A 16,832-nucleotide genomic window follows, 5' to 3' on the forward strand; every position below is an offset into this window, starting at 1 on the left:
GCCCAGGGGGCGTAACCCCCGGGCAATGCCCAAGGGTGAGGGCCCGTCACACGGCGGGCCTACCTTCCGGCGGTATGACCGAGACCGCCACCACCCCCGCTCCCGCGGCGCAGCCACCCCGGCGGAGCTACGCCAAACTGGCCGCCGACGAGAGCCGCGAGGACTACTCGCTGCGCTACGCGCCCCATTCCTTCCGCCGCTGGGGTCCCGCCACCGTCGCCGGCACGGCCCTCGGAGGCATCGCCTACCTCGCGGACTTCGCCATCGGCGCTTCCATCGTCTTCGCCTACGGCTTCACCAGCGGGGCCGCCGCGATCCTGGCGGCGGCCGCCGTCATCTTCCTGACCGGCATTCCCATCGCCCGCGCGTGTGCCACGTACGGCCTGGACATGGACCTGGTCACCCGGGGCGCGGGCTTCGGGTACTTCGGCTCCACCCTCACCTCCCTCATCTACGCCTCCTTCACCTTCATCTTCTTCGCCCTCGAAGGCTCGATCATGGCCCAGGCCATGCACCAGGCCCTGGGCCTGCCCGTCCAGATCGGCTACCTCCTCACCACGCTCGTGGTCATCCCGATCGTCTTCAAGGGCATGGGCGCCCTCGCCAAGGTGCAGGCCTGGACCCAGCCCGTCTGGCTGATCGGACTGGTCCTGCCCTTCCTCGTGCTCGCCTTCGAAGCCCCCGACGCATGGGGTGCGTTCACGCACTTCGGCGGGACGGAGGGGGCCGGCTCCGGCTTCTCGTGGATCGGCTTCGGCTTCGGCACCGGTATCGCGCTCTCGCTGATCGCCCAGATCGGGGAACAGGCCGACTACCTGCGGTTCATGCCCGCCAAGACCCCGGCCAACAGCCGCCGCTGGAACCTCGCCGTGCTCGCCGCCGGACCCGGCTGGGTGATCATCGGCGCGGCCAAGCAGCTCGGCGGCGCCTTCCTCGCCTTCGTCGCCCTGGAGGCGGTGGGCAAGACGCACGCCCTGGAGCCGATCGCCCCGCAGCTGGAGGCGCTGCGCCCCTGGCTCGGCAGTTTCGCGCTGCCCGTCGCGGCGCTCTTCGTCGTGGTCTCGCAGATCAAGATCAACGTGACGAACGCGTACAGCGGCTCGCTGTCCTGGTCGAACTTCTTCTCCCGGATCACCCACCGCCACCCGGGCCGGGTCTGGTACATCTTCCTCAACCTCGCCATCGCGCTGACGCTGATGGAGATGAACATGTTCGCGATGCTCGGCAAGCTGCTGGGCTTCTACTCCAACGTGGGCATCGCCTGGATCGCCGCCGTGGCCGCCGACCTCGTGATCAACAAGCGGCTCGGGCTGAGCCCGCCGTACATCGAGTTCAAGCGCGCGTACCTCTACGCGGTCAATCCGGCCGGCTTCGGCGCGATGGTGATCGCCTCCACCGTCTCGATCCTCGCCTTCTTCGGCCTTTTCGGGACATACGCCGAGGCCTTCTCCACCTTCATCGCGGCCGGACTCGCGCTCGCCCTCTGCCCGTTGATCGCGTGGGCGACGAAGGGGAAGTACTACCTGGCCAGGCCGAACACCGTCAACGGTCCGGACGTGGTGGTCGAGGACGTCACCGCCACGCACCTGTGCTCGGTCTGCGAGACGGCGTACGAGCTGCCGGACGTGGCCGACTGCCCGGTCCAGTCGGGCCCGATCTGCTCGCTCTGCTGTTCCCTCGACGCGACCTGCGCGGACGTCTGCCGCAAGCAGCCCCGGGGCGGGGCGGTGATCCTGCCGATGCCGACCCTGCGCCGGGTCTGAACCGGCGCGCACGGCACAGTCGTACGCATGGCCGGATGCGTACGCCTGGGAGGTACCTCTTCGTGAAAAACCGTATCCGCTGCGTAAGGGTCGGGCGTAAGCTCGGGCATATGCGCAATGCGGTTTCCCGGGCAGGTACGTCGGCGGAGGGTGAAACGCAATGAACGACAGCGGTGCCCTGCTCCCGTGGCTGGTCATACGTGAGGACGACAACGGCAACCGCTACCGGGTGGGCCGGTACGCGACCCGTGCCGAAGCCCAGAAGGTCGCCGACAGCCTCGAAGACAGAGGGCACAAGCAGCTCTACTGGATCGAGCGCCTCGTCCAGGGCACCACCACCAGCCAGACGGCCACCATGAACTGAGCGATGCGGCGGCCGCAGGGCCGCTGCCATAGGCTCCGCCCCATGACTGTACGAGTGGTCGTGGGCGGAGCCCTTTTTCATGACGGGTGCCTGCTGGCGGCGCGGCGCAGTGCGCCCCCGGAGCTCGCCGGACGCTGGGAGCTCCCGGGCGGCAAGACCGAGCCGGGCGAATCCGTGCCCGAGGCGCTCGTGCGGGAGCTGCGCGAGGAGCTCGGCGTGGAGACCGAGGCGCTGGAGCGGATCCCGGGGGAGTGGCCGCTGAAGCCCGGACTCGTCCTGCACGTGTGGACGGCCCGGCTGCTCTCCGGTGAGCCGGTCGCGCTGGAGGATCACGACGAGCTGCGCTGGCTCGGCCCCGAGGAGCTCGACTCGGTGGACTGGCTCGACCAGGACCGGCCCGCGGTCGCCGAGGCCGGGCGCAGGCTGCGCGCCGGAGCGGGCGCGGGTGCCGGCGCCGGAAGCTGACCGGGGCTCGCAGGGCTCACGGGGGCGCGTGAGGCTCGTGCTCTAGGCCGTCTGCGCCACAGTGCGCCGGTCCGTGGGGGACCGAGTGGTACGACGCCTCGAATATCGGGTATGTCGGTATTAATCCCTATCTTGTACTTGTCCCCCGTGGTTCTGTCCCTGTCGAACGGACTGGGGTCGCCAGCCGGCCCGGGAAGTGATCGGCGTGATCGACACAGACGGTGAATGCGCCGAGTGGGCCTTCCCGGCGGAACCCGGCGCCGTCCGCACCGCCCGCCACGCGGTGCGCGGCACCCTCCGCGACTGGGGCCTCGAGTCCGTCGGCGATGTCACCGTACTGCTGGTCAGCGAGCTGGTCACCAACTCCCTGCGCTACGCCTCGGGCCCCATCGGGGTCCGGCTGGTACGGCGCAATCCGGCCGTCGCCGACGCGGTCGCGGGTCCGGCACTTCTCGTGGAGGTTTCCGATCCGCTTCCGGATCCGCCCCGCGAGCGCGTCGCCCAACCCGACGACGAGGGCGGGCGCGGACTCCACCTGGTGGCCGTCTCGGCACAGCGCTGGGGCACCCGGCACGGGAAGTCGGGCAAGACCGTGTGGTTCGAATTGGCTCTTCCTGGTGAGTAACAAGGTGAAGGGCAGCCGACGATCACACGGCATGGCTGGAAAACAACGGGATCCTTTTGTGATCGCGAAGGCCGTGCCGTAGGGGGCCGTGGTGCTGAATACTTCGGTCATGGCCGGTCCGGTTGCGGTGAGCTGGAGGGGACGGTCGCGTGAGCGAGATACCTGTACAGGCACATCAGGCCCGTGTGCCCGGGGAGGTGCCCAGGGAGACCTGGCACGACTCCTTGTGGCACAGCAGCCCGCCTGGCTCGATATATGACTACATAAAGGTCGCTTCTTTCTCGATCGGGCCGGACGGCCTCATCGACCAGTGGAGTCTGCGCGCCGAGGAACTCTTCGGGCTGACCCCGGCACAGGCCGTGGGCCGTGACCCGGTCGACGCCTTCATGCCGCCGGAGCTGCGTGCCGGCGGCCACCGCCGGGTGGCCGAGATCCTCGACGGCAAGGAATGGACCGGCCTGGTCCCCTTCCGGATCCCGGGCGGGGACGGGGCGCACGGGATCGCCGAGATCTATGTGATGCCCACCCACACCGAATCCTCGGAGCGGGCCGCGCTCTGCGTCGTGGTCGACGTACGCGCGCTGCGGCGGATCGAATCCGATCTGGCCGCCTCGCAGGCGATATTCGGTCAATCTCCTTTCGGCTTCCTGCTCTTTGGTACGGACCTCACGGTGCAGCGCGCCAACCGCCGTTTCGCCACCGTGTTCGGCGGCAACGCCGAGGAACACCGCGGCCGCACCGTCCACGACTACCTGCCCGCGCACGAGGCCGACCGGATGGCCGAGGCGCTGCGCCGGGTCCTGGAGACCGGCGACTCGGTCACCGATCTCCAGATCGCCGGATCCGCCCCCGGCAGCCGGGACGACCGCCACTGGTCCATCAACCTCTACCGGGTCCACGGCGGCACCGGACGCCCCATCGGGGTCGCCGGCATCGGCATCGACGTCACCCGCCGCCACCTCGCCGCCCGCGAGGCCGCCGGGGTCCGCCGCAACCTGGCCCTGCTCAACGAGGCCGGACACCGCATCGGCAACTCCCTCGACCTGGAGACCACCGCCCGCGAACTCCTCGACGTCACCGTCCCCGGCTTCTGCGACCTGGCCGCCGTCGACCTCTACCAGGGGCTGCTCCTCGGCGACGACGACCGCCCCGCCCGGCCCCAGGGCCCGGGCGTGCCCAGCCTGCCCGGCCAGGGCCCCGGCCGGGCGCCCTCGCCGCCGCTGCGGAGGGTGGCCTTCGCCTCCGCGGTGTCGGACGCGCCGCTGTCGGGTCCGGGCGCGCTGGTCTCCGTAGGAGAGGTCCACCGGTATCCGGCCGGATCGCCGGGCGCGTTCGCGCTGCGGACGGCGCGGCCGCGGCTGGTGGAAGGGGGCGGCCCGGAATCGGGCGACCTCGTCCAGTCCACGCTCGTCGTCCCGCTCGTCGCGCACGACACCGTGGTCGGACTCGCGCAGTTCTCCCGCACCAAGGGCAGCGAACCCTTCGGGGAACGGGACCGGGCGGTCGCGGTCGAACTCGCCGCACGGGCCGCCGTCTGCATCGACAACGCACGGCTCTACCGGCGCGAACACGAGCGCGCGCTGATACTGCAGCGCAGCCTGCTGCCCCCCGGCGACCCGGAGGCGGCCGGGCTCGACATCGCCTGCCGCTACCTGCCGGGCAACGCGGCCACCGAGGTCGGCGGCGACTGGTTCGACGTCATCGAGCTGCCGGGCCACCGCACGGCGCTGGTCGTCGGCGACGTCATGGGCCGGGGACTGCGGGCCGCCGTGGCCATGGGCGAACTGCGCACCGCCGTACGGACCCTGGCGCTGCTCGACCTGGAACCGGCCGAGGTGCTCACCGCGCTGGACGAGATCGCCCGGGGACTCGGCGCCCCCGGCGGCTCCCAGCAGGCCTCGCGGGCCGCCCTGCACTCACGGGACGCGGACCGCTCCGAGGTGTACCTCGCGACGTGCGTCTACGCGGTGTACGACCCGGTGACGCGGCGCTGCACGATAGCGAACGCGGGCCACATGCCGCCCGTTCTGGTGGAACCGGCCGAGGAGGGCGCCGAGCCGCGGCCCGGACTGCTCCTGGAGATCCCGACGGGACTGCCGCTGGGCGTGGGCGGGGAGCCCTTCGAGGAGGTCGAGGTCGAACTCCCGGAGGGCGCGATGCTCGCGCTGTACACGGACGGCCTGGTCGAATCGCGGGACCACCCGCTGGAAGAAGGCCTACGGGGCCTGCGGTCCGCGCTGGCAGACCCGGCGCGGCCCCTGGAGGAGGTCTGCGACCACGTCCTGAACACCCTCGACACCCGGCACGGGGAGGACGACATCGCCCTCCTGATGGCCCGGGTCCAGGGCCTCCCGGTGGACGCCGTCGGCGACTGGCAGCTGCCGCGCGAGGCCCGCTCGGTGGGCCGGGCGCGGGAACTGGCGCGGGCGAAGCTGCCCGCCTGGGGCCTGGAGGGGCTGCTCGACACCACGGAGCTGCTGGTGAGCGAGCTGGTCACCAACGCCCTGCGCTACGGCGAGGGCGAGATCCGGCTGCGGCTGCTGCTGGACCGGACCCTGGTGTGCGAGGTCTGGGACGCCAACCTGGCGCAGCCCAGGCGGCGTCGGGCGCGCGACACCGACGAGGGCGGCCGGGGCCTGCAGCTGGTCGGGCTGCTGTCGGCCGGCTGGGGCACCCGGCGCACGCACCGGGGCAAGACGGTCTGGTTCGAACTCCCGCTCCCGGGCGCGGTGGCCGAGTCGGTGGCCGAGCTCTCGGCGGAGCAGCTGCTGGGCATGTACGGGTAGCGCGCCTCCGGGGCCGGCCGCGGCCGGCCCCGGAGGGCGGTGGCGGGGTGGGCCTCAGGCCGTCGCCTTCAGGGCGGCCAGGCGGGCCTCGATCTCCGAGGTCTTGCCCAGGTCGTCCAGGGACTCGAACTGGGCGTCCAGGGAGGACGCGGCCAGCTCCTGCTTGCCCAGGGCCATGGCCTCCTCGCGGCGTACCTTGTCCTCGAAGCGGTTGAGGTCGCTCGTCGGGTCCATCACGTCGATGTTCTTGACCGCGTCCATCATCGTGTTCTGCGCCTGCGCGGTCTTGGCGCGGGCCACCAGTTCGTCGCGCTTGGCCGTCAGCTCGGTCAGCTTGTTCTTCATCGAGTCCAGACCGGACTTGAGTTTGTCGACCACCTCGGTCTGGGCGGCGATCGTCGGCTCGGCCGTCTTCGCCTCCTTCTCCGACTGCATCTGCCGGCCGAGGGCCACCTTGGCGAGGTTGTCGAACTTGTCCGCGTCCGCCGCCGTGCCCGGGGTGCCGTCCGTCCGCAGTTCGTCGGCCTTCTTGCTCGCCGCGAGGGCCTTGGAACCCCACTCGGCGGCCGCGTCCACGTCCTCCTTGTGGTCCGCCTCCAGCATCCGCAGGTTGCCGATGGTGGTGGCGACGGCCTGCTCCGCCTCCGAGATGTTGTTCGTGTAGTCGCGGATCAGCTGGTCCAGCATCTTCTGCGGGTCCTCGGCCTGGTCCAGCAGCGCGTTGATGTTGGCCTTGGCGAGCTGGGTGACCCGGCCGAGGATGCTCTGCTTGCTCATGGTGCTTCTCCTTGGGGGAGGGAAGGGAGGGGAAGTGGAAGGGGAGGAGAGGGGGGAAGGTCAGAAGCGGCCGCCACCGCCCATGCGGCCACGGGTTCCGCCGCCGCCGAAGGAGCCGGGGCCGCGTCCGCCGCCCCCGCCGAAGCCGCCTCCGCCCCCGCCGAAGCCTCCGCCGAAACCGCCCCCACCGCGGCCGCCGCCCCCACCGCGGCCGCCGTTCAGGATTTCGCCGAGGATGATCCCGCCGAGCACCGCACCGCTCATGCCGCTGCCCTGCCGCCGGCCGCCCGCGCCGCCGTACGGGTTCTGGTACGCGCCCACGTCCTGCTCGGCCAGCTGCTGCGCCTGGCGCGCGAGCGAGTCCGCCTGCTGCGCCTCCGCCAGCGCGCCCGGCGGATCCGTCGGGGCCAGGGAGGTGGAGCGCTCCAAGTGGCGCTGGGCCTCCGCCAGCCGGGTCCGGGCCTGGCTGCCGACCGCGCCGCGACTGGTGGTGATGTAGTCCGCCGCCGCGCCGATCGCGCTGCGGGCCGTGAGCAGGGCCTGGTCGAGCAGGGCCGCCGCCCGCTGGCGGCCCGACTCGCGCTCGCGGGCCCCGGCCAGCGCCTCGTCGAGGGCCGCGTCGGCCTCCTCGACGCGGCGCAGGGCGTCGATCGGGTCGTACCGGCCGCCGCTCTGCTCCTGGCGCACGTCGGCCAGTACGGCCTCCGCACGGCTGATCCGGCCGCGCAGGTCGGCGGTCGAGGTGCCCTCGGTGGTGCCGGTGAGCAGCCCGCGCGCGTCGGCGAGGTCCGTGTCCGTCTCGTTCAGGGCGCCCGGCAGTTTCCCGGCGGCCTCCGCGAGCTCCTGTGCCCGCCGCTCCACCGCGTCGACGAGGGTGGCCGCCTGGTCGACGGCGCCCTCGGCCGCCCGGACGTGCACCGCGGCTTTGCCGTTGTCGCCGGAGTCGATCGCGGCGCGGGCCTCGCCGAGGCTGGTCGTCGCGAACAGCAGGCGGTCCTTGGCCTGTTCGGGGTTGGAGGCCACGGGTGCGGCCGCCGAGTCCGCGTACTGGCGGCCGAGCGCCGTCAAGGTGGCCTCGGCCGTCGTCGTACGGCCCGTCAGGGCGCGGAAGTGGCCCTCCACCGTGGCGAGCGCCTGTGGGGCGTTCTTCTCCAGGTCCCGCAGCCGGTCGAAGTCCGCCGACTGGGCGTCCAGGCGCCGGTTGGCCTCCGTGCAGCGGGCCACGATCTCGTCCAGCATCCGGCGCCGGGTGGCGTCGTCCTCCGGGTAGGCGTCGTCGAGCTGCTGGCGCAGCCGGAAGGCGGCCGTCAGCTCTCCCTTGCCGTACTCCACGGCCTCCGTGAAGGCCGAGACCGCCCCCTCGCCGAACTGGGCGGTGGCGAAGCCGAGTTCCTCGGTGCTGGTGCGGATCGCGTCGTCGGTCTCCACCAGCAGGGCCTTGGCCCTGGAGTCCAGCTCGGGGAGGGGGAGCGGGGCGGGCTCCTGTCCGGGTCCCGTACCCCAGCCGGCGGTCTTCCCGCTGCCGCCGCCCCCGCCGGCGCGCTTGCGCTTGCGGCGGGTGTACGCGTACGCGCCGAGGGCGCCCGCCGCGCCGACCGCGACCACCGGGAGGACGTAGTCCCCGGCGCCGTTCTCGCTGCTCGCGGCGGACCCGCCCGGGTCCGCCTCGCCGGGGGTGACGGCGGGCACGGGTACGGGCTTGCCCGCCAGGACCGCGTCGTATCCGTTCGCGGCGCCGATCGCGGCGCCCGCCCAGTCGTTCTGCCGCAGGGCCGGTTCGATCGCGGTCTGCGCGACGGCCGCCAGCTGCTCCTTGGTGAAACCGGAGTCCACGTCGGCCGAGTAGGCGTACTGCCGGGCGCCGGTACCGATGGCGAGCAGGACGTCGTTCTGGCCGAGGCCGTTCTTCTGGGCGGTGGCGTCGGCCCAGCTCTGCGCGGAGCGGCCGGAGAAATCGCGTACGTAGGTGACGAACAGCTGGATCTTCCGGTCGGCGTACAGCTTGTCCAGCGCGGCGGTGACGGCGGGCTCGCGGTCGCCCAGGGCGTTCACCCGGTCGGTGATCTGCCCCTGCTGCGACAGGGTGACGGGGTCGTCGGCGCGGGCGGCGGGCGCGGTGGCCGTCGCCCAGCCGCCGGCCGCCAGGAGGGCGGCGGCCAGGGTGAGGGTGGCCCGCAGGGATATGCCGGCGGCGGTGCGTCTCTTCGTCCTGCTTCTCGGCGGAGTCACATTTGGGAGGGTATGGGGGGATTCTGCCGGACGCACCCGGAGTCGGACCCGGAGTCGGACCCGGAGTCGGACCCGGAGTCGGACCCGGAGCCGGACCCCGGACGGGGCACGGCTCCGGCACGGCTCCGGACCCCGGGCGGGCCGGTCAGGGAAGGGCGTAGGCCGCGAGCTCCGGGCGGGACAGGGCCAGGTGGTCGCCGATCAGGAGGGCGTCCGCGTCGGCGAGGGCCGGGTGGTCCCATTGGCGGCGGAGCTTGCCCGTCGCCGGATCCAGGACGGCGACGAAGGGGCCGGCGGAGCGGTTCAGGAGGCCGCGACGGCCGCCGCCCAGCACCTTGACGTACAGGCCGCCCGACCGCACGCCCAGCAGTTCGAGCACGCACCCCGCCCCCTCTCGCCGGGTCAGCGCCCGCTGCCAGCGCAGCGCCCCGGTCCCCGCGTCGAGCGCGAAGACCAGGTCCGCGCCCTGGTCCGGGCGGTACACGGCCGCGTACACCGTGCCGCGTTCGCTCAGCAGCGGCTCCGCCGGGACGCCCGGCGCGAACCTCCACAGCTCCCGGCCGGTGCTCCGGTCCAGGGCCAGCAGCCCCTCGCCGTCGAGGAGCGCGACGGGACCGCCACTGCCGGAGGGCAGCTGCCCGTGCAGCGTGCGGTCCGCGGGGCGGCTCCGGGGGAAGGACCACAGCAGCCGGCCGGTCGGCAGGTGCAGCGCCTGGACCAGCCGGTCGTCCGGCAGGACGAGGCAGTCGCCCGCCACGGCGGGGGACCGCACGCCGGAGCCCGTCAGTGCGCGCTGCCACAGGACTTCGCCCGTCTTCGCCGACAGCGCGGTGAGATCGCCCGGTGCCCCGTGCAGCACCACGGGACCGGCGGCGCGCAACGGCCGCTCCCCGGGCAGGTCCCGCCACCACCGCACCCGCCCGTCCCGCGGTTCCCGCGCCACCAGCCGGACCCCCGGCGCACCCTCGCGCCGCACCTCGACGTAGACCGTGGCCGCGTCCGCCGCGCAGGACACCCGCAGCCGCCCGGCCCCGGGCAGCGGCGGCGCGGCCGCGCCCACACCCTCGTCGGAGCGGGCCGTCCAGCGGGTCGCGCCCACGTCGGCCCGTACGCAGCCCACCTCGGGCCCCGACCGCCACACCACATGGGCCCCGGCCGCGTAGAGGGCGTCCGGCCGGGCGGCCGTGAGCCAGGCGAGGGCCCCGGGGGCGGCACGGGGTCCCGGGCGGCCCGTGAGCGAGCGCGACCCCCGGGCCGTCGGGGGGCCGGAGTCCGGACCTCCCGGGCCCGCGGTCCCGGACGGCGGCGAGCTCCCCGGGTCCGCGGCCGCCTCCGCAAGCCAGGGCGTGCTTCCCGTCGCCACGCATTCCCGCGCGATACGGGCCAGCGCGCGGGCCCGCTCCGCCGCGTCCGGCAGGTTCCGGGCCCGGCCCGCCCGCTCCCGCGCCGCCTCCGGGTCCAGTGGCGGCCGCGCAGCCTGCTCGACGGCGGCCCGCGCCCCGGCCAGCGAAGCCAGGGCGTGGCCGGTCTTCTCGTCGCCGGAGGCCTCCGTCCGGCCGCGGAGCAGGCCCTCGGCCTGGCCGCGCAGCCGCTCCGCCTCCACGAGCCGCCCCTGCTCCGCGTGGTGCGCCGCCTCCTCGCGCAGCCACGCCGCGCGCTCCTCCAGGAACCCGGGCAGTTCCCGCTCGGCCTGTTCCAGGACCTGCACGGCACCCGGCCGGTCCCCGGCCCCGGCGCGGTCGCGCGCCACCTGGCACAGCGCCAGCAGCCGCCCCCCGGCGGAGCCGATCCGCTCGCTGAGCCGCAGGGCCGCCGCGAGGTCGCGCGGGGCGACGGCCAGCACCATGTCGTAGGTGGCGGCCCCGCGCAGCCCGGCGTCCGGGATCAGGGCCAACTGCAGTTCGGCCTCGGCTGGATCGGCGGCGGCGACGGCCGTGCCGATGTGGGTGAAGAGCCGCTTCTCGGACGGTCCGCCGGTGAAGTGGTCCGTGGCGATCCGGGCGGCCTGTTCGGGCGCCACCCGGGCCAGCTCGAAGGCGACCGCGCGCAGCGGGCCCGCCCGGTCCGGTCCGAACACCGTGAACAGCGCCTGCTGCGCGTCGGTCAGCAGCCGCCGCGCCCGCGCCGGGGCCTGCGCGGAGGTGTCCTTGGCCAGACCGGTCAGCAGCCCGGCCACCCGGGCCCCGTCGCCCCCGCCGTCACTCCACGCCGCGCTCTCGGCCTCGGCCAGCAGCCGCCCCGCGAGCCCCGCGTCGAAGCGGGCCGCGGCGTCGGCGGCGACGGCCAGCACCTCGACCCGGGCCTTGCCGTCCGCCGACACCGCGCGCAGCGCGTCCTCGGCCTCCAGCAGCAACTCCCGCACGAACTCCCGTACGCCGACGGGGACGCCGCCGGCTCCGGTACCGCTTCCAGTCCCGCCCGGGGCCCCGCTTCCGTTCCCAGCCCCGCTTCCGCCTTCGCTTCCGTTCCCGCCCGGAAGGCCGATGCGCTCGCGGCCGGTGCCGGGCCGGCGCTCAGCACCGGCCTGCCCGGCGGGTCCGGAGCCGGCCCCGGATCCCGACCCGGCCCCGGCCCCGGACCGCTCCGTGACGGTGGTACCGGCTCCGGTCCGGGGGTCGCGTCCGGCCCCGTCGCGGGCCCGGGTGTCGCGCCCGAATCCGGTCCGGGCCCCGTCCCCGCCCCCGTCCGCAGGACCCCGCCCCCCGGAGCCGCCCAGCAGCCCGCGCAGCGACTTCGCCACGACCGCCGCCGATTCCGGCCGGTCCGCCGCGTCCTTGGCCAGCAGGTGCAGCACCAGCCGGTCCACCTCCGGGGCCACCGGCCTGCCGGCCTCGCGCAGCGGCAGCGGCGGGTCCTCGATGTGCCGGAGCATCAGCGCGTAGGGCCCGTCGGCGCTCTCGCCGAAGGGCGGCTCCCCGCTCAGCAGGGCGTACAGCACGCACCCCAGCGCGTACAGATCGCACCGGGCGTCCACGTGCTCGCCCCGCCACTGTTCGGGGGCCATGTACGGCGGGCTGCCGAAGATCCGGCCGGTCACCGTCCAGCCCGCGGTGGCGTCCGAGGAGTGCGCGATGCCGAAGTCGCAGATCTTCAGCCGGCCCCCCGGCAGCAGGAAGAGGTTGGCGGGCTTCAAGTCCCGGTGGATGACGGAGCGTTCGTGGGCGGCGGCCAGCGCCTCGGCGGTCTGCGCGGCCAGTTCCAGCGCGACCTCCACCGCGAGCCCGCCCGGCTCCCGCGCCAGGGCGCTGCGCAGGTCCTCGCCCGCGAGCAGCTCCATCACGATGAAGAGCCGCCCCTCCTCCTGTCCCACGTCGTGCACGACGGTGATGCCCGGGTGCTGGAGCCGCGCCCCGATGGTGGCCTCGCGCCGGAAACGGGCGACCACCTCGTCGTTCGTGGCCGCCTCCAGCAGCACCTTCACCGCCACGGCGCGGTCGAGCGCCGTGTCGTGCGCCCGCCACACCTCGCCCATGCCGCCCTGGCCGAGCCGCTGGTCGAGGCGGTACCGGCCCGCCAGCTGATCCCCCACCCGCACCGCGAAAGCCCCCTGACATCACGTCAACGACGTTGATACAGGGGGCATTCTGTACTGCGAAGTGAACAGCTGGGGGCTGCTATCGACCGGAACGGCGCCCGATCTTGTTCCCCAGCCACACCAGGGGGTCGTACTTGCGGTCCACGGCCCGCTCCTTCAGCGGGATCAGGGCGTTGTCGGTGATCTTGATTCCCTCGGGGCAGACCTCCGTGCAGCACTTGGTGATGTTGCAGTAGCCGAGCCCGTGCTCCTCCTGGGCGGTGCGCTTGCGGTCCAGGCCCGTTTCGGCCGCCGCGTCCAGGGGGTGCATGTCCAGCTCCGCCACCCGCATCAGGAAGCGGGGGCCGGCGAAGGCCGTCTTGTTCTCCTCGTGGTCACGCACCACGTGACAGGTGTCCTGGCACAGGAAGCACTCGATGCACTTGCGGAACTCCTGCGAGCGCTCCACGTCGATCTGCTGCATCCGGTACTCGCCCGGTGCGACCCCGGGCGGGGGCACGAAGGCCGGGATCTCGCGCGCCTTCTGGTAGTTGAAGGACACGTCCGTCACCAGGTCGCGGACCACGGGGAAGGCCCGCAGCGGGGTCACGGTGATCGTTTCTTCCCGGGTGAAGGTCGACATCCGCGTCATGCACAGCAGCCGGGGCCGCCCGTTGATCTCGGCGCTGCACGAACCGCACTTGCCCGCCTTGCAGTTCCAGCGCACCGCGAGGTCCGAGGCCTGGGTGGCCTGGAGCCGGTGGACGATGTCCAGCACCACCTCCCCGTCGTGCACCTCCACGGTGAAATCGCGCAGTTCGCCGCCCTCCGCGTCACCCCGCCAGATCCGGAACGCGGCATCGTAGGTACTCACGCGTGGAACTCCTCTTCGGCGAGGTACTTGACCAGCTCTTCCTTCTCGAAGAGCGCGAGCAGGTCGGGTCGGATGGGTTCGGTGCGCACCCGGGTCAGCTCGATCCGGTCGGCCGCCGGGTCCTGGGGCGCCGGGGTCACCGGCCGGCACAGCAGGTTCACCGGCCGCCAGTCCCGTTCCATCGCCGGGCAGTCCTCGCGGGTGTGCCCGCCCCGGCTCTCGGTGCGCTCCAGGGCCGCGCGGGCCACGCACTCGCTGACGAGCAGCATGTTCCGCAGGTCCAGCGCCAGGTGCCAGCCCGGGTTGAACTGCCGGTGGCCCTCGACCCCGGCCCGGGAGGCCCGTAGCCGCAGGGTCGCCAGCTTCTCCAGGGCCTCGGCCATCTCGCCCTCGCGGCGGATGATGCCGACGAGGTCGTTCATGGTGGTCTGGAGTTCCTGGTGGAGGCTGTACGGGTTCTCCGCGCCCTCGGCGGCATGGAACGGAGCCAGCGCCTCCGTGGCCGCCTCGTCCACCATGGCCTGGTCCACGGCCGGCAGCCGGCCCGCCTGCGCGGCCGCGTACTCGGCGGCGTGCAGCCCGGCTCGGCGGCCGAAGACCAGCAGGTCGGAGAGGGAGTTCCCGCCGAGCCGGTTCGAGCCGTGCATCCCGCCCGCGACCTCGCCGGCCGCGAAGAGGCCGGGCACGCCGACCGTGGCGGCGGTGTCGGAGTCGACCGCGATGCCGCCCATCACGTAGTGGCAGGTCGGGCCGACCTCCATCGGCTCGGCGGTGATGTCCACGTCCGCCAGCTCCTTGAACTGGTGGTACATCGACGGGAGCCGCCGCTTGATCTTCTCGGCCGGCATCCGGGTGGACACGTCCAGGAACACCCCGCCGTGCGGGGTGCCGCGCCCGGCCTTGACCTCGGAGTTGATGGCGCGCGCCACCTCGTCGCGGGGGAGCAGCTCGGGCGGGCGCCGGTTGTGGTCCGGGTCCTCGTACCAGCGGTCGCCCTCCTCCTCGGACTGCGCGTACTTCTCCTTGAAGACGTCCGGGATGTAGTCGAACATGAACCGCTTGCCCTCGCTGTTGCGCAGCACCCCGCCGTCGCCGCGCACCGACTCGGTGACGAGGATCCCCTTCACCGAGGGCGGCCAGACCATGCCGGTCGGGTGGAACTGCACGAACTCCATGTTCAGCAGGGGCGCCCCGGCGAGCAGGGCCAGCGCGTGGCCGTCGCCCGTGTACTCCCAGGAGTTCGAGGTGGTCTTGAAGGACTTGCCGATGCCGCCCGTGGACAGCACGACCGCCGGGGCCTCCAGGACGAAGAAGCGGCCGGTCTCGCGCTCGTAGCAGAAGGTGCCCGAGACCTGCTCGCCCGCGGCGGAGCCGCTAACGGATTCGGTCTTCAGGACCCTTGTGACGGTGCACTCCTGGAAGACCTTGAGCCGGGCCTCGTGGTCCCCGTACTCCTTGAAGTCCTCCTGCTGGAGCTGGACGATCTTCTGCTGGAGGGTGCGGATCAGCTCCAGGCCGGTGCGGTCGCCGACGTGCGCGAGGCGCGGGTACTCGTGCCCGCCGAAGTTGCGCTGCGAGATCTTCCCGTCGGGGGTGCGGTCGAAGAGCGCGCCCCAGGTCTCCAGCTCCCAGACCCGGTCCGGGGCCTCCTTCGCGTGCAGTTCCGCCATCCGCCACTGGTTGAGGAACTTGCCGCCGCGCATGGTGTCGCGGAAGTGCACCTGCCAGTTGTCGCCCTCGTTGACGTTGCCCATGGAGGCGGCGATCCCGCCCTCCGCCATCACGGTGTGGGCCTTGCCGAACAGGGACTTGCAGATCACGGCCGTCCGGGCGCCGCGTTCGCGGGCCTCGATCGCGGCCCGCAGTCCGGCGCCGCCCGCGCCGACCACGACCACGTCCCACTGCTGCCGTTCCACTTGAGCCATGTCAGAAAAACCTCGGGTCTGTGAAGGCGCCGCTGGCCACCAGGTACACGTAGAAGTCGCAGGCGGCCACGCTGATCAGCGAGGCCCACGCCAGCTGCATGTGACGGGAGTTGAGGCGGCTGACCCAGCCCCACAGGCGGTAGCGCACCGGATGCTCGGAGAAGTGCTTGAGGCGGCCGCCCATGATGTGCCGGCAGGAGTGGCAGGACAGGGTGTAGGCCCAGATCAGACCGATGTTGACGAGGAACAGCAGCGTCCCGAGGCCCATGTGGCCCCATTCGTAACGGTCGTTGCGGAAGGTCAGCACGGTGTCGTAGGTGAGGATCCCCGCCACCGGCAGCGCCGCGTAGAAGAAGTAGCGGTGCATGTTCTGGAAGATCAGCGGGAAGCGGGTCTCACCGCTGTACGAGGCGTGCGGCTCGGCGACGGCGCAGGCCGGCGGCGAGGCCCAGAAGCCCCGGTAGTAGGCCTTGCGGTAGTAGTAGCAGGTCAGCCGGAAGCCGAGCGGGAAGACCAGGATCAGCAGGGCGGGGGACAGGCCCCACCAGCTGCCGAAGAGGTCCAGGTTCGGGCCGCCGCGCATCTCCTCGCAGTTCTCCGCCAGACAGGGGGAGTAGAAGGGGGAGACGTACGGGGCCGCGTAGTAGTCGGCGTTGGCGAAGGCCCGCCAGGTGGAGTAGACGATGAAGGCGAGCAGCCCGGCCGCGGTGCCGGCGGGCGAGAGCCACCACCGGTCGGTCCGCAGGTGCCGGGCTGCGATCGCGGCCCGCGAGGCGTCGTGGACGCCGCCGGGCCGCTGGGATGGTGGTTGGGTGCCTGTGGCCAAGAGGGACTCCGGGTGGAGTGATGAGGGGTGGCCCAGGAGACCCGGCCGCCGTCACTGAGGGTGGCCGGGTCTGGTGGGGTGTGCGGGGGTGTGCGGTCCGAGGCCGTCTAGGGGGCGCGGCGGTCGCGGGCGCCGAGACCCTCGTCGTCGGAATCCGTCCACAGTGAACTGTCGTACGGGGTGTCCGGTACATCGACCATGCCGGCCGTGCGGCCCGGTCCGCCCGCGCCCGGAGGCTTGGGGGCGGCCGGAGCCTGCCGCGCGACATCCTGTTCGAGCCGCTCCACCGAGCGGACCAGCTCGTTCAGATTGCGCCGTACGGTGGTCAAATCGTCTTGCAGGGACATGACTTGCCCTCATTTCCGCGTGGTGCGGTGGCATCGCTCATGTGCGCCTGCGAGTGTCGCGCCTTCCGTCCCCGGTTGTGAAGGGACGTGCAGCGATTGCGGGCGCGCAGGCGCGAACCGTGCGCCCTCCCTCACCCCATTTTCATCCCTCTTACGGGGGAACGCCCGTCCGGAGCACAAGCCGGATTGGTCCGCACGGGTGGGGTTCGCGGCGTGGCGAGGGTCCGCTGCGGTGGGTGCGGCGGGGTGTCGATTTCAGTGGGCTTCGGCACCCAGTGTGATCAGCTCCATATACCGCCGAACGTGATCAAGGCCCCCTCCTTTTCACGACCAGCCC

The 16,832-nt window shown here is 72.9% G+C and carries 12 protein-coding genes; 5 read left to right on the top strand and 7 right to left on the bottom strand.

Annotated features, from left to right (window positions below):
* Positions 1–74: 74 nt before the first annotated feature.
* The 5 genes from OHU74_RS23545 to OHU74_RS23565 all read left to right on the top strand — a co-directional run bounded on the left by OHU74_RS23545 (position 75) and on the right by OHU74_RS23565 (position 6,003).
* The gene (locus tag OHU74_RS23545) at positions 75–1,763 is read left to right on the top strand and encodes a cytosine permease (protein WP_371617730.1); all 1,689 of its coding nucleotides are present in this window, start codon (positions 75–77) and stop codon (positions 1,761–1,763) included.
* A gap of 160 nt (positions 1,764–1,923) precedes the next feature.
* On the top strand, positions 1,924–2,127 hold the full coding sequence (locus OHU74_RS23550; protein WP_371617731.1) for an SPOR domain-containing protein: 204 nt from the start codon (positions 1,924–1,926) through the stop codon (positions 2,125–2,127).
* 42 nt (positions 2,128–2,169) lie between these two features.
* Positions 2,170–2,592 (top strand): (deoxy)nucleoside triphosphate pyrophosphohydrolase, encoded by a 423-nt coding sequence (locus OHU74_RS23555; RefSeq protein ID WP_371617732.1) that lies wholly within the window; start codon positions 2,170–2,172, stop codon positions 2,590–2,592.
* A 196-nt stretch (positions 2,593–2,788) separates the two neighbouring features.
* Positions 2,789–3,217, top strand: coding sequence for an ATP-binding protein (locus OHU74_RS23560; RefSeq protein WP_371617733.1), 429 nt, complete (start codon positions 2,789–2,791; stop codon positions 3,215–3,217).
* A 224-nt stretch (positions 3,218–3,441) separates the two neighbouring features.
* The gene (locus OHU74_RS23565) at positions 3,442–6,003 is read left to right on the top strand and encodes a SpoIIE family protein phosphatase (protein WP_371619779.1); all 2,562 of its coding nucleotides are present in this window, start codon (positions 3,442–3,444) and stop codon (positions 6,001–6,003) included.
* Between the two features lie 54 nt (positions 6,004–6,057).
* On the opposite strand, the gene OHU74_RS23570 is transcribed toward OHU74_RS23565, so the two are convergent.
* From OHU74_RS23570 to OHU74_RS23600, 7 genes are all read right to left on the bottom strand, one after another.
* On the bottom strand, positions 6,058–6,780 hold the full coding sequence (locus OHU74_RS23570) for a PspA/IM30 family protein (RefSeq protein ID WP_371617734.1): 723 nt from the start codon (positions 6,778–6,780) through the stop codon (positions 6,058–6,060).
* Between the two features lie 60 nt (positions 6,781–6,840).
* On the bottom strand, positions 6,841–8,964 hold the full coding sequence (locus OHU74_RS23575) for a YgcG family protein (protein WP_371619780.1): 2,124 nt from the start codon (positions 8,962–8,964) through the stop codon (positions 6,841–6,843).
* Between the two features lie 190 nt (positions 8,965–9,154).
* Positions 9,155–12,544, bottom strand: a complete 3,390-nt coding sequence (locus OHU74_RS23580) for a protein kinase (RefSeq protein ID WP_371617735.1) — start codon at positions 12,542–12,544, stop codon at positions 9,155–9,157.
* A gap of 79 nt (positions 12,545–12,623) precedes the next feature.
* Positions 12,624–13,397: a succinate dehydrogenase/fumarate reductase iron-sulfur subunit gene (locus OHU74_RS23585; protein ID WP_371617736.1), complete on the bottom strand. Its 774-nt coding sequence runs from the start codon at positions 13,395–13,397 to the stop codon at positions 12,624–12,626.
* Complete coding sequence (locus OHU74_RS23590) at positions 13,394–15,322, bottom strand: fumarate reductase/succinate dehydrogenase flavoprotein subunit (RefSeq protein ID WP_371617737.1); 1,929 nt, start codon at positions 15,320–15,322, stop codon at positions 13,394–13,396. The genes OHU74_RS23585 and OHU74_RS23590 overlap by 4 nt, the downstream gene beginning before the upstream one ends.
* Position 15,323: 1 nt before the next feature.
* Positions 15,324–16,148 (bottom strand): hypothetical protein, encoded by an 825-nt coding sequence (locus OHU74_RS23595; RefSeq protein ID WP_371617738.1) that lies wholly within the window; start codon positions 16,146–16,148, stop codon positions 15,324–15,326.
* Positions 16,149–16,255: 107 nt separating this feature from the next.
* On the bottom strand, positions 16,256–16,495 hold the full coding sequence (locus OHU74_RS23600) for a hypothetical protein (protein ID WP_371617739.1): 240 nt from the start codon (positions 16,493–16,495) through the stop codon (positions 16,256–16,258).
* Positions 16,496–16,832 lie beyond the last annotated feature (337 nt).

The sequence above is a fragment of the Streptomyces sp. NBC_00454 genome (assembly GCF_041434015.1).
GTDB lineage: Bacteria > Actinomycetota > Actinomycetes > Streptomycetales > Streptomycetaceae > Streptomyces.

Excerpts from the sequence above, each read along its gene's own strand:
- OHU74_RS23570 (WP_371617734.1), bottom strand. The coding sequence starts at position 6,780 with ATGAGCAAGCAGAGCATCCTCGGCCGGGTCACCCAGCTCGCCAAGGCC.
- OHU74_RS23550 (WP_371617731.1), top strand. The coding sequence starts at position 1,924 with ATGAACGACAGCGGTGCCCTGCTCCCGTGGCTGGTCATACGTGAGGAC.
- OHU74_RS23545 (WP_371617730.1), top strand. The coding sequence starts at position 75 with ATGACCGAGACCGCCACCACCCCCGCTCCCGCGGCGCAGCCACCCCGG.
- OHU74_RS23555 (WP_371617732.1), top strand. The coding sequence starts at position 2,170 with ATGACTGTACGAGTGGTCGTGGGCGGAGCCCTTTTTCATGACGGGTGC.
- OHU74_RS23600 (WP_371617739.1), bottom strand. The coding sequence starts at position 16,495 with ATGTCCCTGCAAGACGATTTGACCACCGTACGGCGCAATCTGAACGAG.
- OHU74_RS23590 (WP_371617737.1), bottom strand. The coding sequence starts at position 15,322 with ATGGCTCAAGTGGAACGGCAGCAGTGGGACGTGGTCGTGGTCGGCGCG.